Source organism: Gordonia sp. YY1, from assembly GCF_009872315.1.
GTDB classification, from domain to species: Bacteria; Actinomycetota; Actinomycetes; order Mycobacteriales; family Mycobacteriaceae; genus Gordonia; species Gordonia amicalis.
On record NZ_WXYI01000027.1, the window covers coordinates 17,046 to 41,534 of the forward strand.

At 68.0% G+C, this 24,489-nt stretch carries 19 protein-coding genes and 2 pseudogenes; 14 read left to right on the forward strand and 7 right to left on the reverse strand.

Annotation, left to right across the window (positions count from 1 at the left end; genetic code table 11):
• Positions 1 to 2: 2 nt before the first annotated feature.
• Positions 3 to 2,372: a transketolase-like TK C-terminal-containing protein gene (locus tag BPODLACK_RS22065; protein ID WP_159406246.1), complete on the reverse strand. Its 2,370-nt coding sequence runs from the start codon at positions 2,370 to 2,372 to the stop codon at positions 3 to 5.
• 63 nt (positions 2,373 to 2,435) lie between these two features.
• Positions 2,436 to 3,590: an HAD family hydrolase gene (locus BPODLACK_RS22070; protein ID WP_159406247.1), complete on the reverse strand. Its 1,155-nt coding sequence runs from the start codon at positions 3,588 to 3,590 to the stop codon at positions 2,436 to 2,438.
• Between the two features lie 126 nt (positions 3,591 to 3,716).
• Between BPODLACK_RS22070 and BPODLACK_RS22075 the strand changes: the two genes are divergently transcribed.
• From BPODLACK_RS22075 to BPODLACK_RS22115, 9 genes are all read left to right on the forward strand, one after another.
• Complete coding sequence (locus BPODLACK_RS22075; protein WP_159406248.1) at positions 3,717 to 3,971, forward strand: glutaredoxin family protein; 255 nt, start codon at positions 3,717 to 3,719, stop codon at positions 3,969 to 3,971.
• A gap of 146 nt (positions 3,972 to 4,117) precedes the next feature.
• The gene (locus BPODLACK_RS22080) at positions 4,118 to 4,945 is read left to right on the forward strand and encodes a redox-sensing transcriptional repressor Rex (protein ID WP_159406249.1); all 828 of its coding nucleotides are present in this window, start codon (positions 4,118 to 4,120) and stop codon (positions 4,943 to 4,945) included.
• Positions 4,942 to 6,318 carry a glutamyl-tRNA reductase gene (locus BPODLACK_RS22085; protein ID WP_006437559.1) on the forward strand — a complete coding sequence of 459 codons (1,377 nt, stop codon included), beginning with the start codon at positions 4,942 to 4,944 and terminating at the stop codon, positions 6,316 to 6,318. The genes BPODLACK_RS22080 and BPODLACK_RS22085 overlap by 4 nt, the downstream gene beginning before the upstream one ends.
• Positions 6,315 to 7,259, forward strand: a complete 945-nt coding sequence (gene hemC, locus BPODLACK_RS22090; protein WP_159406250.1) for a hydroxymethylbilane synthase — start codon at positions 6,315 to 6,317, stop codon at positions 7,257 to 7,259. The genes BPODLACK_RS22085 and hemC overlap by 4 nt, the downstream gene beginning before the upstream one ends.
• 49 nt (positions 7,260 to 7,308) lie before the next feature.
• Positions 7,309 to 8,994 (forward strand): uroporphyrinogen-III synthase, encoded by a 1,686-nt coding sequence (locus BPODLACK_RS22095; RefSeq protein ID WP_159406251.1) that lies wholly within the window; start codon positions 7,309 to 7,311, stop codon positions 8,992 to 8,994.
• Positions 8,995 to 9,067: 73 nt separating this feature from the next.
• Positions 9,068 to 10,045: a porphobilinogen synthase gene (gene hemB, locus BPODLACK_RS22100; protein ID WP_159406252.1), complete on the forward strand. Its 978-nt coding sequence runs from the start codon at positions 9,068 to 9,070 to the stop codon at positions 10,043 to 10,045.
• A gap of 67 nt (positions 10,046 to 10,112) precedes the next feature.
• Positions 10,113 to 10,922, forward strand: coding sequence for a hypothetical protein (locus BPODLACK_RS22105; RefSeq protein WP_159406253.1), 810 nt, complete (start codon positions 10,113 to 10,115; stop codon positions 10,920 to 10,922).
• Positions 10,919 to 11,362: a hypothetical protein gene (locus BPODLACK_RS22110; RefSeq protein ID WP_159406254.1), complete on the forward strand. Its 444-nt coding sequence runs from the start codon at positions 10,919 to 10,921 to the stop codon at positions 11,360 to 11,362. Before BPODLACK_RS22105 ends, BPODLACK_RS22110 begins: the two co-directional genes overlap by 4 nt.
• The gene (locus tag BPODLACK_RS22115; RefSeq protein ID WP_159406255.1) at positions 11,359 to 11,967 is read left to right on the forward strand and encodes a DUF3093 domain-containing protein; all 609 of its coding nucleotides are present in this window, start codon (positions 11,359 to 11,361) and stop codon (positions 11,965 to 11,967) included. The genes BPODLACK_RS22110 and BPODLACK_RS22115 overlap by 4 nt, the downstream gene beginning before the upstream one ends.
• Here the strand turns inward: BPODLACK_RS22115 and BPODLACK_RS22120 are convergent.
• From BPODLACK_RS22120 to BPODLACK_RS22130, 3 genes are all read right to left on the reverse strand, one after another.
• A complete protein-coding gene (locus BPODLACK_RS22120; protein ID WP_159406256.1) occupies positions 11,949 to 12,665 on the reverse strand; it encodes a hypothetical protein in 717 nt (238 codons plus the stop codon). The two genes, BPODLACK_RS22115 and BPODLACK_RS22120, sit on opposite strands and share 19 nt — an antisense overlap.
• A gap of 92 nt (positions 12,666 to 12,757) precedes the next feature.
• The gene (locus BPODLACK_RS22125) at positions 12,758 to 13,672 is read right to left on the reverse strand and encodes a manganese catalase family protein (protein WP_159406257.1); all 915 of its coding nucleotides are present in this window, start codon (positions 13,670 to 13,672) and stop codon (positions 12,758 to 12,760) included.
• A 368-nt stretch (positions 13,673 to 14,040) separates the two neighbouring features.
• Positions 14,041 to 16,092 carry an acyl-CoA dehydrogenase family protein gene (locus tag BPODLACK_RS22130; protein WP_159406258.1) on the reverse strand — a complete coding sequence of 684 codons (2,052 nt, stop codon included), beginning with the start codon at positions 16,090 to 16,092 and terminating at the stop codon, positions 14,041 to 14,043.
• Positions 16,093 to 16,309: 217 nt separating this feature from the next.
• On the opposite strand from BPODLACK_RS22130, the gene BPODLACK_RS22135 reads away from it, so the two are divergent.
• From BPODLACK_RS22135 to BPODLACK_RS22145, 3 genes are all read left to right on the forward strand, one after another.
• Positions 16,310 to 17,989: an AMP-binding protein gene (locus BPODLACK_RS22135; protein ID WP_159406259.1), complete on the forward strand. Its 1,680-nt coding sequence runs from the start codon at positions 16,310 to 16,312 to the stop codon at positions 17,987 to 17,989.
• A gap of 219 nt (positions 17,990 to 18,208) precedes the next feature.
• A complete protein-coding gene (locus BPODLACK_RS22140; RefSeq protein ID WP_159406260.1) occupies positions 18,209 to 18,907 on the forward strand; it encodes a TetR family transcriptional regulator in 699 nt (232 codons plus the stop codon).
• A gap of 159 nt (positions 18,908 to 19,066) precedes the next feature.
• On the forward strand, positions 19,067 to 20,230 hold the full coding sequence (locus BPODLACK_RS22145; protein ID WP_006437571.1) for an acyl-CoA dehydrogenase: 1,164 nt from the start codon (positions 19,067 to 19,069) through the stop codon (positions 20,228 to 20,230).
• 181 nt (positions 20,231 to 20,411) lie between these two features.
• Here the strand turns inward: BPODLACK_RS22145 and BPODLACK_RS22150 are convergent, their stop codons facing one another.
• Complete coding sequence (locus BPODLACK_RS22150) at positions 20,412 to 21,437, reverse strand: 2Fe-2S iron-sulfur cluster-binding protein (protein WP_159406261.1); 1,026 nt, start codon at positions 21,435 to 21,437, stop codon at positions 20,412 to 20,414.
• A gap of 5 nt (positions 21,438 to 21,442) precedes the next feature.
• Entirely contained in the window at positions 21,443 to 22,585 is a 1,143-nt protein-coding gene (locus tag BPODLACK_RS22155; protein ID WP_236577752.1) for a cytochrome P450, read from the reverse strand.
• Between BPODLACK_RS22155 and BPODLACK_RS22160 the strand changes: the two are divergent.
• Positions 22,562 to 23,462, forward strand: a pseudogene (locus BPODLACK_RS22160) (AraC family transcriptional regulator). The gene BPODLACK_RS22155 and the pseudogene BPODLACK_RS22160 overlap by 24 nt on opposite strands.
• Before the next feature lie 82 nt (positions 23,463 to 23,544).
• Positions 23,545 to 24,421 (forward strand): annotated as a pseudogene (locus BPODLACK_RS22170) (IS3 family transposase); the annotation flags it as partial.
• Positions 24,422 to 24,489 lie beyond the last annotated feature (68 nt).

Consider the following 24,489-nt stretch of genomic DNA (forward strand, 5'->3'; position numbering starts at 1 on the left):
TTTCAGAGGGTGAGGTCGAGCGCGGCGCGGACGATCGAGTCGGTGTCGATGCCGTGGAGGCGGTACACGTCCTCGAGCGAGCCGACCTGACCGAATCGCCTGACGCCGAGCGCCGCGCCGGGCACGTTGTTGACACCCGTCAGGAAGGCGAGCGTGTGCGGGTGCCCGTCGAGGACGGTGACCATCGGTGCCGCGCGGCCGGCCGGGAACACCTGGTCGAGAATCCACGACGGTCCGTCGGCGAGTCCGCGGCGGGCCTGCAGTGCCTCGAAGATCAGTCCGGGACTCGTCACGCACACGACGTCGGCGGCCACACCCTGTGCACCCAGTCGGTCGGCGGCGGCGAGGGTCTCGGTGATCACCGCCCCCATCCCGACCAGTGTGACCTGTGGGGATTCGCTGCGGCGCAACAGGTATCCGCCGGCGACCACCTGGCGTCGACGACGTTCGCGGGCCGCCGCGTCGGTGGGGACCGCGGCGAGTCGCTGATCGACCGGGCGGGTGGACAGGCGCAGATAAGACGAGGTCCCGTCCGGACGTCCGAGCTTTCCGATGCACGACAACAGCGTCCATTCGACGTCGACCGCGAAGGCGGGTTCGTAGCTGACGCAGCCGGGTTGCTCCAGGCCGATCGATGGCGTCGTGATCGATTGGTGCGCTCCGCCTTCCGCGGCCAGGGTGACGCCGGACGGCGTGCCCACCAGGATCGACTGCCCGCCGGCGTAGATTCCGTACGACCAGGGCTCGAGGGTGCGTTCCACGAACGGGTCGTAGAGCACGCCGATCGGGAACAGCGGTTCGCCCCAACGACTCCAGGTGGCGCCGAGCTCGCCGATCAGGCCCGCCAGATTCGTCTCGGCGATACCGAGTTCCATGTGCTGGCCGGTCGGGCGTTCCCGCCAGTGCATGATCGTCTCCGCGTCGTCGGCGAACCAGTCGCGCCGCTCGTCCGGCGACCACACCCCGACCTTGTTCAACCAGCCGGCCAGGTTGGTCGTCGAACTGACGTCGGGGCTCACCGTGACGACCCGGGCCGACGCCTCGGGAGCCTCGCGGGACAGGGCCAACAGCGTACGGCCCAGTGCCGCTTGCGTCGTCGACGTTCCCGACGGTGTCTTTCCGGTGTCGACCGGAACGGCGGGCGGTGTGGTGAGCGGAACGGGCCGGCGCCGGAGTCGCTCGGCCACCTGTGCGCACAGCAGGGCCTCGTCGGTGCCCTCGTCGAACCGGCCCCACGGGTGTGCCGGGTCGAGCCCCAGTGATGCCGCCAGCTCGTCGTACTGATCGACGGTGAGCAGTGAGGAATGGTTCTGCGGGTGGCCTTCGATCGGCAGGCCGTTGCCCTTGATGGTGTAGGCGAGGATGACCGTCGGACGGGTGTCGTCGATCTGCGCGTAGGCGCCCATCAGGGCATCGAGGTCGTGTCCGCCGAGATTGCGGATCGCCTTCAGGAGCGTCTCGTCGTCGACGTCGGCGATCAGCGTCGCGACGGCATTCGCGTCGGGACCCGATCCGGGCAGACGTACACGGACCTCGTCGGCGTCGCATCGCAACAGCCGCTGACACTCCGGATTCGGCATGTCGAGGATGCGTGCGCGCAGCGCCGTCCCACCCGGGCGGTCGAACAGTTCCTCCAGCAGCCGGCCGAATTTCACCATGATCACCTGCCATCCGGCGGCGGCGAACATGGCCTCGAGGCGCCCGGCGGCGATGTTGGGGACCACCCGGTCCAGCGACTGGCGGTTGAGGTCGACGATCCAGACGATCTCACCGAGCTCGGCCACCGAGGGGTCGAGGATCGCCTCCCAGACCGCGCCCTCGTCGAGTTCGGCATCACCGACGAGCGAGTACTGCCGGGCGAGCACGGTGGGTGAACGGCGGTCGGCGGCAACCGCATCGGGGCCACCGATCGTCGTGTCGAGATAGCGGCGGGCCACTGCGCCCCAGATCGGTGCGGTCGCACCGATTCCCACCGATCCGGTCGAATAGTCCACTGCATCGGGATCTTTGGTGCGGCTCGGATACGACTGCAGTCCACCGAACTCCCGCAGCGTCGTCAGGTACGACTCGTCGAGCCCACCGAGCAGATAGTTGATGCCGTGCAGGACCGGTGACGCATGCGGTTTCACCGAGACCCGGTCGCCCGGCCGCAACTGGGAGAACCACAGCGAGGTCATGATCGACACCATCGAGGCACACGACGCCTGGTGTCCACCGACCTTGAGTCCAGACGGATTCGGCCGAACCCGGTTGGCGTGGTGGATCATCGACGTCGCGAGCCACAACACGCGCTGCTCGAGCGTGCGGAGCGTGTCGGGTGTCCCGGTCTCGACTGCGCTGCTTCGGAGATCGGTGAGGGTCTCGTCGGTCATGGGGGTCCTCTCCGGGGTGGGGGTCTCTCCGGGTGCGGTCACCGGCGTCGCGACGAGGCTCGGTCAGCGGTGCCGTAGCAATCGTGCGGCGGCCGCGGCACCGCCACCGGCGGCTCCCAGCACGATGGCGGTACCGGCACCGTACTTCGCCGCCTTGCGTGCTGTCCGGAAGTCGTACATCTCCCATCCGCGGACCTTGGCGACGTCGCGCAGGTCGGTGTCGGGGTTGATGGCGACGGCCTTGCCCACCAGCGACAGCATCGGGACGTCGTTGTGTGAATCCGAGTAAGCGGTACAGCGTTTGAGGTTCAGGCCCTCGCGGATGGCCAGTGCGCGCACCGCGTGGGCCTTGCCGGGCCCGTGCAGGATGTCGCCGACGAGGCGTCCGGTGAACACACCGTCGACGCTCTCGGCGACCGTGCCCAGCGCACCCGTGAGTCCGAGTCGGCCGGCGATGGTCTGCGCGAGCTCGACGGGTGTCGCGGTGACCAGCCACACCTGCTGGCCGGCGTCGAGATGGCGCTGTGCGAGAGCGCGTGTGCCGGGCCAGATCTTGTCGGCGATGTAGTCGTCGAAGATCTCCTCGCCGAGTTCGACGAGCTCGGAGGTCTGTCGGCCGGCGATGAACGACAGCGCCTTCTCCCGGCCCTCGGCGACGTCGCGGGCGTTCTCCTTGCCGGTGATCCGGAACTTCGCCTGGGTCCACGCGAATTCCATGATGTCGCTGTACGTGAAGTACTTCCGTGCGGCGAGACCGCGGGCGAAGTGCACGATCGACGCGCCTTGGACGAGGGTGTTGTCGACGTCGAAGAAGGCGGCCGCGGTCAGGTCCCGCGGGGTCTCGGTGGGCTCGACGTCGGACGGTTCGCGCAGCCGGAGCGAATCGACGGCGGCCTTCGCGCTCGCCTCGCCGGCGAGGGTCTGGCGGAGCTCGTGCGCGGTCTGGCGGAATCGGCCGGTGGCCGCGCTGGCACGCTGCGAGATCCACGTGGTGACCCGGTTGGACTCGTCGTCGGTGAGGTCATGGAGTTCGGCGTCCTCGTCGAAGTCGTCGTCGAAATCGATGCGCGCGGCCTGCGACTCCCAGTCGTCACCGGTGTCGAGCGGGGTGGCGGCGAAGCTCTCGTCACCCGGGGCGTCCGGTCCGGTGGTGTCGTGCGCAGGACCATCTGGTGTGTTGTCGGGTTGCTCGTCTTCCGGGCTCGGGGTCTTGCCCACTGCCCACCTCCCACGCTTGGCGCCAGCACTGCCTGCGCGGACCAGCCTAGCCGGACCGCCCCTCGTCGCCGGTGGGTGACCGGGGCCGCATCGTCGGCGATAGGCAGCGCTGGGAGAATGGTCGGCATGACCGTCGAACTGCTGACCCGTGAGGGATGCCACATGTGCGCGACTGCTCGTCGCGATCTGACGCGGATCTGTGGCGAGCTCGGAGTGGAGTTCACCGAGGTCGACGTCGACAGCGCCGCGGCCGACGGCCGTCCCGAGATCCGTGCGGAATTCGGGGACCGGCTGCCGGTGGTGCTGCTCGACGGCGACGAGCACAGCTACTGGGAGGTCGACGAGCCCCGACTACGCGCCGACCTCACCCGTCAGGGCTGAACCGGCCGGTCCGGCGACGATCCGCCATCGCGGAGAAACGGTGGTGTTTAACACAGCCCCGCGAATCATGAGGGTCCATGTGAAGAGTTTCACAGGGGGTTATATCCTCGATGGGTCGTGGTGTGTGAAGGGGAATGGAGGTGAGCGTGGGCGCCGATCGTCAGAAGCCGGGCGACGCCGAGCCTCCCGCGTCCGCACTCCCACCGCCGGCCCCGGAGGTCGCAACAGACATTCCGGCGCCCACAGTGGCCCGGCTGGCCACCTATCTGCACGTCCTGCGCTCGTTCAGCCAGCGCGGCATCCTGGTGGCCTCCAGCGGGGAACTGGCCACCGCGGCCGGCGTGAACCCGGCCATCCTCCGCAAGGACCTCTCCTACGTCGCCGCGAACGGTGTGCGCGGCGTCGGATATGACGTCGGTCGTCTCACCGCACGGATCTCGATGACCTTGCACACGGACAGCATCCACACGGTCGCCCTCGCCGGTGCCGGACAGCTCGGACGTGCCCTGCTCGCCCACACCGGCTTCGGTCGTGGGTTCCGCGTGGCCGCGATGTTCGACGCCGATCCGGCCCTCGCGGGTACATCGTTCGAGGTCGGCGGGCCGCGGATCGCCCCACTCGCCGAGATCGCGTCGGTCTGCGCCGAGGTCGAACCCGCGGTGGAGATCGGGGTCGTGGCCACCGCCGACGAGGACGCCCGAAGCGCCTTCGATGCCTTCGTCGGGGCCGGGATCCGGCAGGTGCTCAACGTCACCCCGGTGGCCCTGACGACGGAGGCGGATGTCGTCGTCAGACAAGTTGATCTAGCCTTGGAACTACAGGTGTTGGCGTTCCAGGCATCCCGTGGCACGACACAGGCCCCACGGAACGACCTCAAGATCTCCTCACGCAGCGACGTCGGTGCGCCTCGCGAGGTGAAGGCGGCCGATGGGCGCCGCGGAAACGCAATGGGTGAAGAAACGGTGACAGCGTGAGTGTTCTGTTGTTCGGGGTGTCGCACCGCAGTGCGCCGGTCGAGGTGCTCGAGCGGTTGGCGGTCTCCGACCACGACCGTCCGAAGCTGGTCGACGAGTTGCTCTCGTCACGGGCGATCTCCGAGGCCATGGTCGTGTCGACGTGCAACCGCGTCGAGATCTACGCGGTCGTCGACGCCTTCCACCCGGCCCTCGAGGCGGTCGGCGAGGTCCTCGGCGACCACTCGGGCATGACCGTCAACGACATGACCCGACACGCCTACGTGCGTTACTCCGAGGCCGCTGTCGAGCACCTCTTCACCGTGGCCGCGGGCCTGGACTCGCTCGTCGTCGGCGAGCAGCAGATCCTCGGCCAGATCCGCAACGCCTACCTGAGCGCGGACGCCAACGACTCGGCCGGACGTGTCCTGCACGAACTGGCCCAGCAGGCGCTGCGGGTGGGCAAGCGGGTGCACACCGAGACCGGCATCGACCGTGCCGGCGCGTCGGTGGTGTCGGTGGCCCTGCATCGCGCCAAGTCGCTGCTGACGGATCCCGCGACCGGAGCGCACCGCCTGCGCACCGCGGTGGTCGTCGGTGCGGGCGCCATGGGTGGTCTCGCGACCGCCCAGTTGGCCCGTGAGGGCGTCACCGAGATGTCCGTGGTGAACCGCACGGTCGAGAACGCGCGCCACCTCGCCGACAACATCGCCGCCAACCACGGCATCACCGTGCACGGCGTGGGCCTCGACCAGTTGCCGGCCGCCATGGCCGCCGCCGACGTCGTGGTGAGCTGTACCGGTTCGGTCGGCTCCGTGGTCAGTGTGGGTGCCGTGCATTCGGCTCTCGCCGAGCGAAACCTCCGCGGCGATACCACGCCGATGGTGATCTGCGACCTCGGGCTGCCACGCAACGTCGATCCGGCCGCGGCCCGCCTGCCCGGTGTGCACGTCGTCGACATCGAGGGTCTGCGCGGCGACTCGGAGACCCAGGCCGCCGAGAACGACACGCTTGCGGCCCGGTCGATCGTCGCCGCCGAGCTCGCCGACTACCTGACCCATCAGCGTCAGGCCGAGGTCACGCCGACCGTCGCAGCACTCCGTCAGCGGGCCGCCGACGTCGTCGAGGCCGAGATCCTGCGTCTCGAGACCCGGCTCCCGAACCTCGAGAACAATCAGCGCGACGAGGTCGCCAAGACCGTCCGACGCGTCGTCGACAAGCTCCTGCACGCACCGACGGTGCGCGTGAAGCAGTTGGCGTCGACTCCCAATGGTGACCACTACGCGGAGGCGCTGCGCGAATTGTTCGAGCTCAAACCAGGTGCTGCAGAGTCGGTCTCGGCCCCCGATCGGCTGGGGACCACGGACTCGGCCGGCGAGCAGGGTGACCGATGAGCGAAACCCGAACCGCGCCGATCCGGGTCGGTACGCGGGGTTCCCTGCTGGCCACCACCCAGGCCCAGACCATCGCCGACGCGCTGACCGACGCCGGGCACCCGGCCGAGCTGGTGATCATCAAGACCGCCGGTGACGCGTCGGCCGCTCCGGTCGCCGAGATCGGCGTCGGGGTCTTCACCACCGCCATCCGCGTCGCACTCCGCAACGACGAGGTCGACGTCGCGGTGCACTCCTACAAGGACCTCCCGACCGCTCCCGAGGACGACCTCACGATCGCGGCCGTCCCGACCCGCGTGGACCCGCGAGATGCGCTGGTCAGCCGGGACGGGCTGGTCCTGGGGGAACTACCGCCGGGGTCGGTGGTCGGCACCTCGGCGCCCCGCCGGGCGGCACAGCTTAAAGCATTGGGTCTCGGTTTGGAAATCCGCCCCCTAAGAGGCAACCTAGATTCTCGGTTGGGCAAAGTCGCCAGCGGCGAACTCGACGCAGTCGTGGTCGCCCGCGCCGGCCTCGTGCGGATCGGACGGACCGAAGTGGTCTCCGAAGCGCTCGATCCGGTCGTCATGCTGCCGGCTCCGGCGCAGGGTGCTCTCGCTGTGGAGTGCCGCTCAGACGATGCCGAACTGGTGAGAATACTCGCCGAGTTGGACGACCCGTCCACCCGGGCGGCCATCGAGGCCGAACGGTCGGTGCTCGCGGCTCTCGAAGCCGGATGTACCGCACCGGTCGGAGCGATCGCCGAGGTGGTCGAGTCGATCGATGAGGACGGGCGCATCTTCGCCGAACTGTCGCTGCGTGCGGCGGTGGCGGCCGAGGACGGATCCGATGTGATCCGCGCTTCGGTGGTGGGCCCGGTCGATCGGGCCGTCCAACTGGGTAATGATCTCGCCGCCGAACTGCTGGAGCTGGGAGCGGGCGAACTCGTCAACTCTCCCTAGCAGAGAACGAACTGCAGCCCTCCACGCGAGGGCAGGAGAGTGCGAACCCATGAGCCGTACGAAGAAGGCAAATCCCGGACGGATCCTGTTCGTGGGGTCGGGTCCAGGTGATCCCGACCTGCTCACCGTGCGGGCGCGCACCGTGATCATCAATGCGACCACGGCCTACATCGATCCCGATGTGCCGGCTGCCGTGGTGTCGCTGATCGGCAGCGCACACCGCGAAGAACCCGCACCGAACACCCGCCGGTCGGCCAAGAAGGCCGACAAGGCGGACGAGAAAGCCGATACCGACGCCGCCGGCACCGCGCCGTCCGACGGCACCACCGCCGCGGCCGCACCCGACGCCGGCCAGTCCGACGAGGAGTCGGTGGTGCGTCCGGCGCTGGGCGACCCGACCGAGGTCGCCAAGACCCTCGTGGCCGCCGCCCGCAACGGTGACGACGTGGTCCGCGTCGTGGCCGGCGATCCGCTGACCACCGATTCGGTGCTCGCCGAGGTCAACGCCGTGGCCCGCCACTCGGTCACTTTCGAGGTGCTGCCCGGCCTGCCCGCCGCCTCGGTCGTCCCGAGCTACGCCGGTATGCCGCTGGGTTCGACCCACACCGAGGCCGACGTGCGCGGCGAGGTCGACTGGGCCGCCCTGGCCGCCGCCCCGGGCCCGCTGGTCCTGCACGCCACCTCCGGCCACCTGGCCGAGACGGCGAGCGCGCTGACCGAGCACGGGATGGCGCCGCAGACCCCCGCGGCCATCACCATCAACGGCACCACCTGCGCCCAGCGCACCATCGAGGCCACCCTCGCCACCCTCAACGAGCAGGGCAACGCACTGACCGGACCGCTGGTCGTGACCGTCGGCAAGGTCGTCGGTTCGCGTGGCAAGCTCTCGTGGTGGGAGTCGCGTTCCCTCTACGGCTGGACCGTGCTGGTGCCGCGCACCAAGGACCAGGCCGGTGACATGAGCGACCGCCTCGTCAGCCACGGCGCCATGCCCAAGGAAGTGCCCACGATCGCCGTCGAGCCGCCGCGCAGTCCCGCGCAGATGGAGCGCGCGGTCAAGGGGCTCGTCGACGGTCGCTACCAGTGGGTGGTGTTCACCTCCACCAACTCGGTCCGCGCCGTGTGGGAGAAGTTCGCCGAGTTCGGACTCGACGCCCGTGCGTTCTCCGGTGTGAAGATCGCCTGCGTCGGCGAGGCCACCGCGGACAAGGTGCGTTCCTTCGGTATCAACCCCGAACTCGTGCCGTCGGGTGAGCAGAGCTCGCTGGGCCTCCTCGAGGACTTCCCGCCCTACGACGACGTCTTCGACCCGGTGAATCGAGTCCTGTTGCCGCGCGCCGACATCGCCACCGAGACCCTGTCCGAGGGTCTGCGCGACCGGGGCTGGGAGATCGACGACGTCACCGCGTACCGCACCGTCCGTGCGGCACCGCCGCCCGCCGAGACCCGCGAGATGATCAAGACCGGCGGCTTCGACGCGGTCTGCTTCACCTCGAGCTCGACGGTCCGCAACCTCGTCGGCATCGCCGGAAAGCCGCACGCGCGCACCATCGTTGCGTGCATCGGCCCCAAGACCGCCGAGACCGCAACGGAATTCGGTCTGCGCGTGGATGTCCAGCCGGAGAACGCCTCGGTCCTCGAACTGGTCGACGCGCTCGCCGAGCACGCCGCCCGGCTTCGTGCCGAGGGCGCACTGCCCCCGCCGCGCAAGAAGTCTCGTCGATCGCGTTCGTGAGCTGCTCTGCTCCCTGAGGTGTGAGGAGCGATAGCGACGAGCCTCGAAGGGCTCGTGAGACGAAGGAGACGATATGGCACCGCTGATCCGCCCCCGCCGGTTGCGCACCACGCCGGCGATGCGTCGGCTGGTCGCCGAGACCACTCTCGCGCCAAGGCAACTCGTATTGCCGATGTTCGTCGCCGACGGCATCGACGAGCCGAAGCCGATCTCGTCGATGCCCGGCGTCGTGCAGCACACGATGGACTCGCTGCGCACCGCCGCGGCGGAGGCGGTCGAGGCCGGCGTCGGCGGTCTGATGCTGTTCGGCGTGCCGCGTCCGGGAGACAAGGACGCGACCGGCTCGTGTGCCGACGCCGACGACGGAGTCCTCAACCGGGCACTGCGCGCGCTGACCGACGACCTCGGTGACTCGACGGTCCTCATGGCCGACACCTGCCTCGACGAGTTCACCGATCACGGGCACTGCGGTGTGCTCGACGGCCGTGGACGCGTCGACAACGACGTGACCCTCGACCGCTACGTGTCGATGTCGCTGGCGCAGGCCCGCGCCGGAGCTCAGCTCCTCGGGCCGAGCGGGATGATGGACGGCCAGGTCGCCACCATCCGCGACGCACTCGACGCCGAGGGCTTCACCGACACCGGGATCCTGGCCTATTCCGCCAAGTACGCGTCGGCCTTCTACGGGCCGTTCCGGGAGGCGGTCGGCTCGTCGTTGCAGGGCGACCGACGCACCTATCAGCAGGACGCGGCCAATCGGATCGAGTCGCTGCGGGAGGTGCGCCTCGATCTCGAGGAGGGCGCCGACATGGTGATGGTCAAGCCCGCGATGAGCTATCTCGACATCGTGCGCGATGTCGCCGAGATGAGTGACGTCCCCGTCGCCGCCTATCAGATCAGCGGTGAGTACGCGATGATCACGGCCGCCGCGGAGCGGGGCTGGATCGACCGCGACGCCGCGATCCTGGAGTCGCTGACCTCGATCCGCCGTGCCGGAGCGTCGGTCATCCTGACCTACTGGGCCACCGAGGTCGCGAACCGGCTGTCCTGACCCTTCCGCACGGGACCTCGCCGGACGTGTGCGCGGGGCCGGTGACGCGTCCCACTAGGCTGGTGCCATGTCCGCACCGTTCGACCCGATGCGCGCCTCGTCAGAGTCCGACGCCGAGCTGCACCCGAGGATCCCGGATTCGATCTCGATCGCCGTCGAACTGTGGGCGGTGGTCGTCGTCGGACAGATCGTCGCGCTGTTTGCGCAGACGGGCACCTTCGTCGACCTCGTCCGTGATCAGGTCCGCGACAACCCGCCGAACGGCGTCTCCGCGGACCAGCTGCAGTTCATGACGTCGTCGGGTTTCGTCATCGGGGTGCTCGTCGCGATGTCGGTGTTCCTGACCGCGATCACCGCGCTGGTCGTGTGGTTCACGCGCAAGGGTTACAACTGGGCCCGCATCGTGCTGGGTGCGATGGGTGTCTACATCGTCGTCAACCTGGTCTTTTCCCTGTTCGGGGACACCGACCCGACGTGGGCGATGGTGCCCCTGGTCATCAGCGGCGTCGCCGCACTCGGCGCGACCGTGCTGCTGATGCGTGCCGACTCCGAGAAGTACTGCCGGCGCATGGCGGAAGAACGTAAGCCCCGGCCGGTGCCGCCGCCCGCCCCGCCGTATCCGTACGGCCAGTACCCGTACGGCCAGAACCCGTACGGCCAGAACCCGTACGGCCAGAACCCGTACGGCCAGAACCCGTACGGCCAGAACCCCTACGGCCACAACCCGTCACAGCCGGGGACGCAGCCCGGTGACACACCGTATGGTGACAGTGCATCCGAGGCCGCCGCCGGAGGCGGGACACCCGACCTCCGCAAGCCCGAGAGCCCACACACCGAGAACACCGACTCCGACAGCGAAGGACCGAAGAAGCAGTGACAAGTCCCGACCCGGCGAAGCGTCCGAAACTCGTCGTCTGGGCCTACCGGTGCTGGGTGGTGTCGGGAGCGTTCCTGGCCCTTCTCGGTGTCCTCGTCGTGGTGCTGTCCGCGGTCGACGACTCCGGGTCGATGGCCTCGGCGATGCTCGGCATACTCGTCCTGCTCGTCGGTGTCGCCTACATCCTGCTCGGCAGCAAGGCGTTCACCGGTGATGCCCGGTGGCGGTCGTCCCTGTCGGCGCTGACGCTCGTCGTCGTGGCCATGCTGCTGTTCCTCAGCGTCGGCCTCGGCTCGCCGGTGTTCGCCCTGGCGCTGCTGGCCGCCATCGTCGGTCTCTTCGGGTCGCTGCTGGCCTACCGGCCGGACTCGGAGACCTGGTACACCGGCAAGGCGCCCGAACCCAAGAAGCAGCGCACACAGCGCAAGAAGAAGCCGTGACCGACGAGGCGCCAGACCCGGTCGACGGAACCGAGCCCGGCGAATCCGATATGGGAACGGATCCGGGTGAGGTTCTGTTCTACGAACCCGGCGGCAGCAGGTGGGTGGTCCTCATCGGTCCCGTGCTCGTCCTCGCGGTCCTCGTCATGGAGATCCTTGGTCCCGGACAGGTGCACTGGCCGGTCCTGATCATCTTCCTGGTGATCCTGTTCGGTTTCTCGCTCGTCCAGGTGACCGCGGCGCGACGACACGTCAGCGTCGAACTCACCGAGACGACGCTGCGTCAGGGCGCGGTGACGACCCCGCTCGCCGACATCGCGAAGATCTACCCGCCCAACAACTCGCCGACGCCCGAGGACTGGGAGAGCGCTCCGGCGCTCGGTGAACTCCACGGTGTGCCGCGACGTCGGAAAGGTGTGGGGGTGCGGCTGACGTCCGGGAAACTCGCGCAGGCCTGGGCCCGGGACGTCGAGGTGTTCCGCAGTGAACTCGCGCAGGCCCACGCCGCCGTGCGGATGGGACTACCGCCCTCTGGCAGGAAAGCGGACGCCGGCGAGCCCGAGTCCGGAAGGTCCGAGGAGAAGGATCAGGACACCACCGAGTGACGTCCCTTCCGACTGTCGCGGTAGGCGCGTCGACGCAGGTCACCCAGCCATGACGGCGCGAACTCGACCCCGTCGGGACGGTGGAGGATCGGATCGAAGTCGATGTCGAGCCCGGTCAGCACGTGGTCGAGTTCGATCCGGGCCAGGGGCACGAATCGCCTGAACCCGGCTTCCAGGATGATCACGACCGGCCGCTTGGTGCGCAGGCACGCGGCGAGATCCTCGACATCCAGACCGGACGGCCCGGTCGGCTCGATGATGCGGGCACGAATCCAGTACAGCTCGCCGTCGTACCGGTAGGGCGTGAGGCTCGAGACGGCGGTCGGGGCCCAGTGCGTGGCCGGGAGCGGGACGGGGAGGCGGCCGGACAGCGGTGCCGGTCCGGCCAGGAGTAGGTCCCATGCGCCGGACGCGGCATCGCCGGTGGCGTTCGGCGTCGGGGAATCGGCAGGAGCGTTCGTCGGCGCCGCAGCGGGGAACCGCACGGCCACGCCGACGATGTCGGGCAGGCCGCCCGGGGTGCCGATACCCTTCGACAGACGGACCGTGACCGGCCCGGAGCGGAAGGGCAGCGGGTGGTCCCCGGAGACCGACGCCTGGCCTCCGCACAGCAGACCGTCGGGATGGAACACCCGCGCGTGCCGCAGCGCACCGAGCCAGCGGAACGGTGTGGTGATGAGGTCGGGCAGGTCAGGCATGGCACCTCCGTAGATGAAGCGGTACCGCCGGTGGCACGGCGGGGCCGCGAACCCTGGGGGAGTCCGCGGCCTGCCGCACCGGCGACGGCTTTCTAGCCGGTCGGATCGGGATCGACGGCGTCCTTGATCTTGCCGATGACACCCTTCTCCGTCCCGAACTGCGGCTTCTGCGGGTCTCCCATGGCGCCATCGTAGGTCGCGTAGAGCTTCGGATCCGGCGGCGGACCGGATTGGCGGTCGCCGAGCGGCTGCGGATCCGCGAGGAACGTGAACTCGTGCTTCCCGTCCGGGGTGGGGCCGCTGGCCCATCCGCCCTTGTCGGACTCGGTGCCGTCGGAGAGGTGCCACAGCGTGCTCGCGTGCTCGCTGTACTCCTCGTCGAACAGGTCGTCGGGGGCGATGGTGCCCTCCAGTCCGTCGGCCTTCAGTTCCTCGATGCCCTTGAGCCACAGGTTCTGATGGAAGGTGTCGCGAGCGAGGTTGAAGCGCAGCATCGCCTTCACCCCGGGATCGTCGGTCATGTGCCACAGTCGCGCCGTCTGCACCCGCCCCTGCGCCTCGGCTGTCACGTTCGCGTGGAAGTCGGCGAGCAGGTTGCCGCTGTGGGTGATGTATCCGCTGTTCCAGGGCACACCGTTGCTGTCTGCCAGGCGTGGGCCACCGCCGGAGAAGATCGCCTGAGTCGGGTCGGTGCCGCCGAGGACCGCGGCGACCACGGGATCGCCGAGGGCGTTGGCGGTGGAATCGGTGACCGGTGCGCCCTCGAGCAGACGGGCCACCATCGTGGCGATCATCTCCACGTGACCGATCTCCTCGGTCGCGATGTCCATGATCATGTCCTTGTACTTGCCCTTCATGCGGCAGTTCCAGCCCTGCATGAGGTACTGCATCGTCACGGTCATCTCACCGTAGGCGCCGCCGAGCAGCTCCTGGAGTTTGCGTGCGTAGACGGGGTCGGGCTTCTCGGGTTTGACGTCGAACTGCATGTAGTCGGTGTGGCGGAACATGATTCCCCTGACAGTCGTGGTGGACGATGGAGCGGGTCGGCCAGCGGCCGCGAGAGTGACGACGACCGGTCTGCGGGCAGCATCGATCGCAGTGGCCGCGCAGTCAGCGGACCCCTGTCGTCAACGAGCGTTCTTTGTTCCCAAGACGATTCGCGGCCACGTGAGGGGCCGAACCTGCCCAGCGGCGGCGTGCGAGATCATCCGAGTCACGTCGCGGCGGGTGTTTTCACCACGGCGTCGGGGGCAGTGTGCCCGGGTTCCGGCATTTCAAACCCAACCGTCCACAACACGTGCGCCCGGCCTGTGGGGGTACAGGCCGGGCGCAGTGTGGTCGGGTCGATGTCCGTTCGGGTGGATGGTCTCTCGGATCAGACGTTCTCGAGCATCGGCGCACGCAGCAGTTCCTCGGGGACGCCGAAGGCGTCGACCAGCGAACGTGCGTGCGGGCGCAGTTCCTGACACAGCTCGTTCACACCGCGCCGGACCGCCTTGGCCCGCTCCACCGAGATGTGCCGGTGCATCATGAACCAGGACAGGTCGGCTTCGAGCGCGGAGTACACGAACAGGTCGCACACCTTGCCCAACAGTTCTGCAGCAGAACGTGAATCACAGTTCTCGATCGCCTCGACGAACGCTTCGAGCACCACCCGCTCGATGTGCGCGTGCCCGACCTTCAGCAGGTGGTCCTGCGCGTTGTTGAAGACGTCGAAGGCGTCGTTCTCGTCGTCGAGCGCACGTCGCAACCGCTGCGCACACGTGCGCACCAGGTGGTCCTCGCGGTTGCGAAACAACCGGATCTGCGTGCTCCGGTCGGTGAGCGCCGACTTCTCGGTGTCCTCGTCGGAGCTATCGAGCAGCGTCTGCACCACCTGGCGGACGGCGGTCTTCTCGGCGACCACGTCGCGCGCCATCCCGGCGATGAAACGGACCCATCCGCCCGCCGAAAGGCCCTGCACGTCATCGGAATACGACGACAGCAGTTCCTTGGCGATGAGCTGCATCATGATCGTGTTGTCACCCTCGAAGGTGGTGAACACATCGATGTCGCCGCGGATGATCGAAAGCTGGTTCTCGTCCAGGTATCCCGCGCCGCCGCAGGCCTCGCGGCTGACGTTGATCGAATGTGAGGCGTGCCAGGTCGCGTAGGCCTTGAGGCCTGCGGCCTGTCCTTCCAGCTGGCGTTGCCGGCCGGCGTCGGAATCGTCCGGCGCCACCGACTGGACCTCGTGCAGTTCGGCCACGATCTCGTTCTGGGTGAACGCGATGGCGTACGACTTCGCGATCAGGGGCAACAGCTTTCGCTGGTGGCCCAGGTAGTCCATGACGGTGATCTCGTCGGTGGCGTCGGGCGCCTCGAACTGCTTGCGGATCAGGCCGTAACGGGTGGCGAGGGTCAATGCCTTGCGGCCCGCCGCACCCGCGGTTGCGGCCACGCTCACGCGTCCACGGATGAGGGTGCCGAGCATCGTGAAGAAGCGACGGTTGATGTTCTCGATCGGCGAGCTGTAGCTGCCGTCCTCGGCCACGTCGGCGTAGCGGTTGAGCAGGTTCTCCGCCGGGACCCGCACGTTGTCGAACATGATGCGGCCGTTGTCGACACCGTCGAGACCGCCCTTGTGGCCGCAGTCGCTGGTGGTGATGCCGGGCAGATCGTTGCCGTCCTCGTCGCGGATCGGCACGACGAAGCAGTGCACGCCACGTCCCTCGGGCTCCTCGTCGGGACCGCCGGTGATCAGCTGGGCGAAGACCGCGGCGAAGCGGGCGTGTTCGGCCGCCCCGCCGATGTAGTCCTTGCGCGACGACGGGGTGGGGGAGTGGATGACGAATTCGCGGGCGTCGCGGTCGTAGGTGGCCGTGGTCTCGATGGCCTGCACGTTGGAGCCGTGACCGGTCTCGGTCATCGCGAAGCAGCCCAGGATGTCCATGTTGATGATGCCCGGTACGTACTTGTCGTGGTGGCGCTTGGTGCCCAGGTTCTCCACGGCACCGCCGAACAGCCCCCACTGCACGCCGGCCTTCACCATCAGCGACAGGTCGGCATATCCGAGCATCTCGATGGCGGTGATGGAGGCGCCGATGTCGCCGGTGCCGCCGTGGTCGGACGCGAAGCCGGCCGCAGCAAAGCCCTGCGACGCGAGTTCGCGCATCACCTCGAGGGTGTGGGCGCGTGCCTCCTCCAGCGTGCGGGAGGGGTCGGGCAGCAGATCGGCTCGGTTGGAGTTCTCGCGGACCGTTTCCCGGGTGGCACGCCAGCGTCCGTCGAGGACGAACCGGAGGTTGTCGACGAGCAACGCCCGTTCGTCGGCCGACAGTTCGTCGTCGGCGGAGACTTCGGCCGGGGCGACCGGATCATCGACGGTTGGTTCCTTGGCGATCGGAGTGGGTCGCGACGGGGTGGGACTCTCAGTGGGAGTTGCCATGGATCCACCGTACGTAGTGCACCGGGCTCCGTCCCACATTTTGTGGTGCCCGCTATCCGCGCGGTGCGTGCACCGATCCGGTCACGGTGTCGGGCTCGAACCCCCTCTTCGGAGGGTGCAGGCGTTTCGATGTGATCAGTACCCTAGATCGCCGTCGCACGTACGGGCCGTCACAACCTCGGGCCCGGTCGCACGGTCGCGAGAAAACGGAGGAACGATGTCGGTCTCCACGCCCGATGCATTTGCGACGGGCACGGGCCCGTCGACCACGGAATGGGGCGGGGCCAACCGCTCCGAACTGAGCCCGCTGCGCTTCCTGGAGCGTTCGGCGGCGGTCTTCCCCGACCGCGCGGCGATCCTCTACGGGCAGCGTCGACTCACCTACGCCGAGTTCGCCGACCACGTGCAGCGCCTCGCTCGCGTCCTTGCCACGAAGATCCACTCGGGGGACCGCGTGGCCTACCTGGCCCCCAACATCCCGGAGATGCTGATCGCGCACTACGCGGTGCCGCTCGCCGGGGGCGTCCTCGTCGCACTCAACTCGCGGCTCGCCGGACCCGAGTTGGTCTACATCCTCCAGCACTCCGGGGCCAAGGCCCTCTACTTCGACGCGGAGTTCCGCGACACCGTCTCTGCGATCATCGGGCAGGTGCCCGAGGTCGAGACGGTCGTCGAGATCGCCGACCCCGAGTTCGGTGTGACCCCCGGTCCCGTCGTCGACGCCGGCATCGACGGCCTCGTCTCCTACGACGACCACCTGACCGCCGCCGACGACCTCGATCCGGCGCCGATCGCCTGGACGGTCGACGATGAAAACGCGATCATCTCGATCAACTACACGTCGGGAACCACCGGTAAACCCAAGGGCGTCATGTACACCCACCGGGGTGCCTACCTGAACTCCTTCGGGGAGACCTTCCACAACCAGTTCACCGGGTCGTCGCGCTACCTGTGGACGTTGCCGATGTTCCACTGCAACGGCTGGTGCACGCCGTGGGCGGTGACCCACGCCGGTGCCACCCACGTCTGTCTGCGGGCCGTCCGCGCGGACGCCATCTGGGACGCCATCGACGATCTCGGCGTCACCCACATGTGTGGTGCGCCGACGGTCTGCACCACCATCGTCGGCTCGCCGCGGGCGCATCTTCTGAACCGTCCGCTGCACATCACCACCGCGGGTGCGCCGCCGTCGCCGACCGTGATCGGTGCCCTCGAGGCGATCGGCGTGACCGTGGTCCACGTGTACGGCCTCACCGAGGTGTACGGCCCGTACACCATCTGTGAGCATCAAGAAGCCTGGAGCGCACTGGAACCCGCCGACCGCGCTGCGAAGCTCGCCCGCCAGGGCGTGGGGATGGTGCAGGCCGAGACGGCCCGCGTGGTGGTGCCCGAGCAGGTGCCGCTGGTCGATGTACCCGCCGACGGCGAGACCATGGGCGAGATCGTGCTGCGCGGCAACAACGTGATGGCCGGATACTTCCGCGACGCGGACGAGACCCGAAAGGCCTTCGCGGGCGGCTGGTTCCACACCGGCGACCTCGGCGTCATGCATCCCGACGGTTACATCCAGCTCCGCGACCGCGCCAAGGACATCATCATCTCGGGCGGTGAGAACATCTCCACCATCGAGGTCGAGCAGGCGCTGGTGAGTCACGACGCCGTCGTCGACGTCGCGGTGATCGGTGTACCGGACGAGAAGTGGGGAGAGCGACCGCGTGCCTACGTCCTGTTGCAGCCGGGTGCGACGCTGACCGGCGAGGAGCTCATCGAGCACGGTCGTCGACTGCTCGCCGGCTACAAGGTGCCGCGCGACATCATCTTCGCCGACGAACTCCCCCGTACCCCCACCGGCAAGGTCCTGAAGGGCGAGCTGCGTGACCGTGCCCGCGCCGAATAGGGCGTCGCAGCAACCCAATCCGAGTCGAAAATCGGCCACTGCTCGGGACCTCGCGGGCAAACGGTCGCGTCTCGGGCCGCGTCGTGGATTCCGGGCGGACGCCGGCCTCGACGTGAGCCCGCGGCCGACCGGTGCATTCGGGCGCCGGGAACATCGTTCGGCCGGCTACTGATTCGGGTGGTGCGCCCGTGCGGGCGCTCATGTGGTGATACTTGACCCATGTCAGTTGCCGATGTCGACAGCGCGGGTTTCCGCATGCGCGTCGTCGCCGAGTCGATCCGGCTGTTCAGCGAACACGGCTACGAGTCGACGACGGTCGAGCAGATCGCGTCGGCCGCCGGGATGTCCCGTCGCACCTTCTTCCGGCAGTTCGGGTCCAAGGAGGACGTGATCTTCGCCGATCACGAGTCCCTGCTGGGTCAGGTCGACGACACCCTGGCGTCGTACGTCGGGGATCCCTGGTCGGCGGTGTGTGCTGCGGCCGAGGTGGTGTTCCGGCACTTCGAACGGGACCGCGATCTGGCCGTCCGGCGCGCCCAGGTGGTGCAGGAGGTCCCGGCGCTGCGTGATCGCGAGCTCGTCACCACCTACCGCTACCAGGGCGCCTTCGAGGAGTTCCTGCGTCGGCGACTGCCCGACGAGCCGCCGGTGCACATCGTGGCCTACGTCGCGGCGATCACCGGCACCCACAACTATCTGCTCCGGCAGATGATCCGCGGTGACGCCGACGCGACCCTCGAACGCCTGCGCCGCGAGCTCGCCCGGATCGCGGTGGCACTCGGTGCCCGAGGCTCGGTGGGCGGTGCCGTGGGCGATCCCGAGCTGCAGCAGCAGCAGGTCACCGTCGTGACCTATCCGGCCGGGACGTCGCCGGACGAGGTGGCCCGTCGTGTGGCCGATGAGCTGCGAAAACCCTGAGCATCTGGGGCGGGTTCGGGACAACGCCGGACCCGGCGAGGAGAATCGATGAGGTGGGTCGCATTCCTGCTGTGTCGCCGCGCGTTGACATGGCACTGAGTGCCGTGATGCACTGGTAAGTAACCACCAATTTGGCACCCCGTGCCGTGAGGAGTTGTCATGGGTTTCGGAAATCCCGACTTCGACGTCTTCCAGCTTCCGGAGGAGCATGTCGCTCTGCGTGAGGCGATCCGCGCGCTCTCCGAGAAGGAGATCGAGCCGCACGCCGCCGACGTCGACGAGAACTCGCGCTTCCCGCAGGAGGCCCTCGACGCGCTGAACGCATCGGGCTTCAACGCCATCCACGTCCCCGAGCAGTTCGGCGGCCAGGGCGGCGACTCGATCGCAGCCTGCATCGTCATCGAAGAGGTCGCCCGCGTGTGTGCCTCGTCGTCGCTGATCCCCGCCGTCAACAAGCTCGGCACCATGGGCCTGATCCTCAACGGCTCGGACGAGCTGAAGCAGCAGGTGCTGCCCGGCATCGCCTCCGGCGAGGCCATGGCCTCGTACGCGCTGAGTGAGCGCGAGGCCGGTTCCGACGCCGCCGGCATGAAGACCCGCGCCCGCAAGGACGGCAACAACTGGGTTCTCAACGGCTCCAAGTGCTGGATCACCAACGGCGGCAAGTCGACCTGGTACACCGTCATGGCGGTGACCGACCCGGAGAAGAAGGCCAACGGCATCTCCGCGTTCATGGTCCACAAGGACGACCCCGGCTTCACCGTCGGCCCGCTGGAGAAGAAGCTCGGCATCAAGGGTTCGCCCACCGCGGAGCTGTACTTCGAGGACTGCACCATCCCGCTCGACCGCATCATCGGCGACGAGGGCACCGGCTTCAAGACCGCCCTGCAGACCCTCGACCACACCCGCCCGACCATCGGCGCCCAGGCCGTCGGCATCGCGCAGGGTGCGCTCGACAAGGCCATCGAATACGTCAAGGACCGCAAGCAGTTCGGCAAGCCGATCAGCTCGTTCCAGGGCGTCGAGTTCATGATCGCCGACATGGCGATGAAGGTCGAGGCCGCGCGCCTCATGGTCTACACCTCGGCCGCCCGCGCCGAGCGCGGTGAGAAGAACCTCGGCTTCATCAGCTCGGCGTCGAAGTGCTTCGCCTCCGACGTCGCCATGGAGGTCACCACCGACGCCGTCCAGCTCTTCGGCGGCGCCGGCTACACCCGCGACTTCCCGGTCGAGCGCATGATGCGCGACGCCAAGATCACCCAGATCTACGAGGGCACCAACCAGATCCAGCGCGTCGTCATGAGCCGCGCGCTGCTGCGCTGATCACCCACACCGCTGGTTGAGCCGCGTCGAAACCAACGCGATTCGCCCCGTCGGCTTGTGCCGGCGGGGCGTTTTCGTTCCCGCGGAGCCGTTTCCCTCCCGCTGATTAGATCCGACAAGCGGGAGGGAAACAGGTTGGGCGGGAGGGAAACCTGCACGCGGAGAGTGGTCGCGGCTTGGCTCACACCGCGGCGAGACTCACGGCCGGGGTGTACTTTTCCCGCCGAATACGACGCGGCGGAATGCGCCGGCGCTTGAGTGCCTTGACCCCCGCCTCGACCATCGCGGGTGGGCCGCAGAGATAGGCGGCGTGATTCCGGCAGGACGGAAGGTCCTCCATCATCGCGTCACCGACGTATCCGGTTCGCCCGGGCCACTGTTCGCGACTCAGGCACGGGATGTACCGGACAGCGGGATAGGTGGTCGCAAGTCCTTCCCAGAAGTCGACGTCATAGAGCTCGGCCCGGGTGCGGACGCCGTGGTAGACGTGGATCTCACGTTCGGGGTCGTCCTGAAGCGCTGCCCGGGCGATGGCCTTCAGCGGAGCCAGGCCGGTCCCGCCGACCAGCAGGACCAACCCGACGCCGGACTCCTCCGGCTCGTAGCAGAAATCGCCCCACGGGCCGGACATCGTGACCGGGTCGCCGACGTCCAGAGACTCGAAGATCCAGCCCTCCGTCGCCAACCCGCCGGGCTGTCGCCGGATGTGGAACTCGAGCTTGTCGGGTTCGCTCGGCGGATTGGCCATCGAATACGGCCGTGTCTCAACGGTTCCCGGCACCGTCAGCTCGACGTACTGGCCGGCCGTGAACTCCAGCGGCTCGTCGAAGAGTACCGTCACCGACACGGTGTCGTCGGCAATCGAAGTGACGGCACCGACGGTTCCGGCGATGTCGCGCAACACATGTCGTGGTGAGCCCGTTTCTTCGGCCGGCGGGTCGATGACGACGTCGGAGGCGGGCGTGGTCTGGCAGGAGAGCACGAAACCCTGTTCCTGCTCGGCGATCGACAGCACCGTGTCCGGGGCCGGTGGGTGGTCGACGGTTCCGCGCACGACGCGCACCTTGCAGGTGCCGCAGGTTCCCTGGTTGCACGAGTTCGGGACCCACACCCCGTTGCGCAGGAACGCATCGAGCATCTTCTGGTCCGGTCCCCACTGCACCGACGACTTCCCGGCCTCGACCGTGAAGGTGTCTGAGCTGCACATGATGATCACACCTCCCAGGTGGTGTGCAGCGAGGTCGGGCCGCGGAAGCCCCAGCCCCAGAACTCGACGTCGGAGCCGGTGTCGCGCTCGAGGTTGGGGATTGCCTCGAGCAGTTCTTCGAGCCCGATCCGGCAGACCTGATTGGCGAAGTAGATACCCGCACATGCGTGGTTGCCGGCGCCGAATGCCAGGTGCCGCAGCGGGGGTCGGGTGAGGTCGAATTCCGAGGGGGCGTCGTAGACGGCGTGGTCGTGGTTGGCCGAGCCGTAGGACATCAGCACCACTGATCCCTCGGGGAGTTCGACCCCGGCCACCTCCACGTCCTTCGTGCTGATGCGGGCGGTCGCCGACCAGATCGGCGAGGTCCACCGCATGCCCTCCGAGATGGCGCGGGGGATCAGGGCGGGCTCGTCGATGACTCGCTCGAGCTGGTCCGGTGGATTGAACAGCCCGACGAGCGTCGAGCCCATCGCGTGCCCGGGCTCCTGCATGGCGCCGAGGAGATAGACGTAGAGGGTCGGGTAGATGTACTCGCGGTCGCGGGTCTGACCTTCGGGCATGCCGTCGTGCAGCCAGTGGGAGATCGCGCTGTCGTCGGGGTTGACGATCCAGTTGTCGAGCAGGGGGTCGACGATGGAGCGGATCTCCTCCTTGGCGGCATCGGCCTCGGCGAATCCCTCGGGGTTGGTGAACGCGCCGTTCTCGTCGACGCCCGCATTGGTGAACGAGTTCGACAGCTTGTGGAACCATTCGCGCAGCTTGTCCGAGCTGACCGAGTGCAGTCCGAGCAGGTCGCCGAGAGCGCGGACGCTGACGGGCTCGCAGTACTGGGCGATGAGTTCGGCACGCCCGGTGTCCTCGAACTCGCTCAGGTAGCGGCGCGCGATCGGGCGGACCAGATCGTCGATCCAGCGGTCGACCTCCTGTGGCTGCAGGGCGGGATCGACCATGGAACGGAGGTCGTCGTGGATCGGTCCGTTGACACCGATGACGGCAGGGTGGCCGAATGTGCGTCCGCCGGCCTTGGTGATGACGGCCTCGAAGTCGGGGCTGGTGGCGATCGAGCGGCAGATGTCGGCCGTGGTGGCACGCAGACCAGTGATTGGGAGGCGGCACACCGGGCCATCGAGCAGGTGTACTTCCCGCATGAGCTGACCGCGCTGTCGTCGCCCGACCACCTCGAGCTGAATCTGCAGACCGTCGACCTGGGCCCGGTCACAATCGGCCGGCTGAACTGGGGAACCGAGGTGTCGATCGCCTGCGACTACCCCGACGCCTACGAGATCAACATCCCCGTCAGTGACGTCCTGGAGTCACGCGCCGGGTCGGTCCGCACGACGTCGGAGGCCGGGCAGGCCACCGTGTTCGCCGCCGACCGGCCGTCCCTCATCACCCGATGGTCTGCCGACTGCCAGGTCGTCGGGGTGAAGTTCGACGCCGAATACCTCGAGCGTGAGGCCGATCGGGTCCGGGCCGCCCCACTTCGCTCGAGACTTCTCCTCCCGGACCAGATCGACCTCAGCGGGCCCGACGAGAAGTCGTGGTTCGCGCTCGTCCGCGCGCTCACAGCGCAGCTTCGGGAACCGGCCGACCTGCTTGCGAACCCCCTGCTTGCGAACCCCCCTCGTCGGTCCGCAACTCGCCAGTGCGGTCAGCAGCGCGTTTATCCTGGCGGTCTCACCGGAGGAGGCCGGTACCGGCCTGCGACCGCGGATGGTGAAGCGGGTCCTCGACGCGTTGCACGACGATCCGGCTCGCGACTGGCGGCTGGCAGACATGGCCGAGGTCGACGGATCGAGCCTGCGGCGACTGCAGGAGGGTTTCGCCGAGCATGTCGGCGCCACCCCCACGGAGACGCTGCGCGACATTCGTCTGAGTCGGGCACGCGCCGACCTGACGTCGTCGGATGATTCCGGAACTGTCGCCGAAGTCGCTGCGCGGTGGGGATTCTCGAGTGCGAGCAGGTTCGCTGCCGCTTACCGGAAGAGGTATGGGATCGCGCCGTCGGAGCATCGTCGTCGGTGAGCCGGACGCCCAGTTCGGCACGAATCCCGTTCCCGCGGAGCCGTTTCCCTCCCGCTTATTGGATCCGCTGACTGCCAGCCTGGTCGTGAGACAGAAGGTCGGTGTCGGTGGGGAGACGGTACGTCGGTGGGCCGTGCAGCGCAGGTCGATGCCGGCGCCCGCTCCGGGACCACCTCGAAGGAGTCCGCCGAGATCAAGCGACTCAAGGCGGAGAACAAGCTGTTGCGAGAGGACGTTGCCATTCTGAAAGCGGCGACAACTTTCTTCGCGGGGGAACTCGACCCCCGCAACCGACGATCGTGACGTTCATAGATCAGATGCGCGCCAACGGTTTTGCGGTCGAGTCGATCTGCCGGGTTCTGCGCGAGCAGGGCTGCATGATTGCCGCACGAACCTACCGGGCATGGCGCACTCGCGCTCCCGCCACTCGTACCGTCTCCGATGCCCACGTCGTCGATGCGGTGCGCAACGTAGTCTGGCGCACCGATGACGACGGCCGGCGGAAGATGACTCCGGAGGGCCTCTATGGGCGGGTTAAGATGCACGCCCATAGACACCCGACAACACTGCCTGGGGTGTCCTATGGCGCGGTCGATCGAGCGATGAAGGTGTTAGGCCACAATGGAATTCGAAGGCCCAAGGGAGTTCGGACGACGGTCAGGTCCGCCGATGGTGTACGCGCGGAGGATCTGGTGAACCGACAGTTCAGTGCCGCCGAACCGAACCGGGTCTGGGTGACCGATTTCACGTACTGCCGGACATGGGCTGGGTGGGTGTACGTGGTGTTCATCATCGACGTGTTCTCCCGTCGAATCGTGGCGTGGTACGCATCGACATCGAAGACGGTGGAGCTGGTGACGGTCCCGCTTCGGATGGCACTGTGGCAGCGCAAACGAGAGGGACATCCGGTGAAAGCTGCTGAGCTGATACATCATTCAGATGCCGGAAGTCAGGGCGGATTCAACTGGTCGTCGCAACACCATGATCATGGAGGTGTTCGCGGTGGCTACGGCGGACTGGAGTTGGA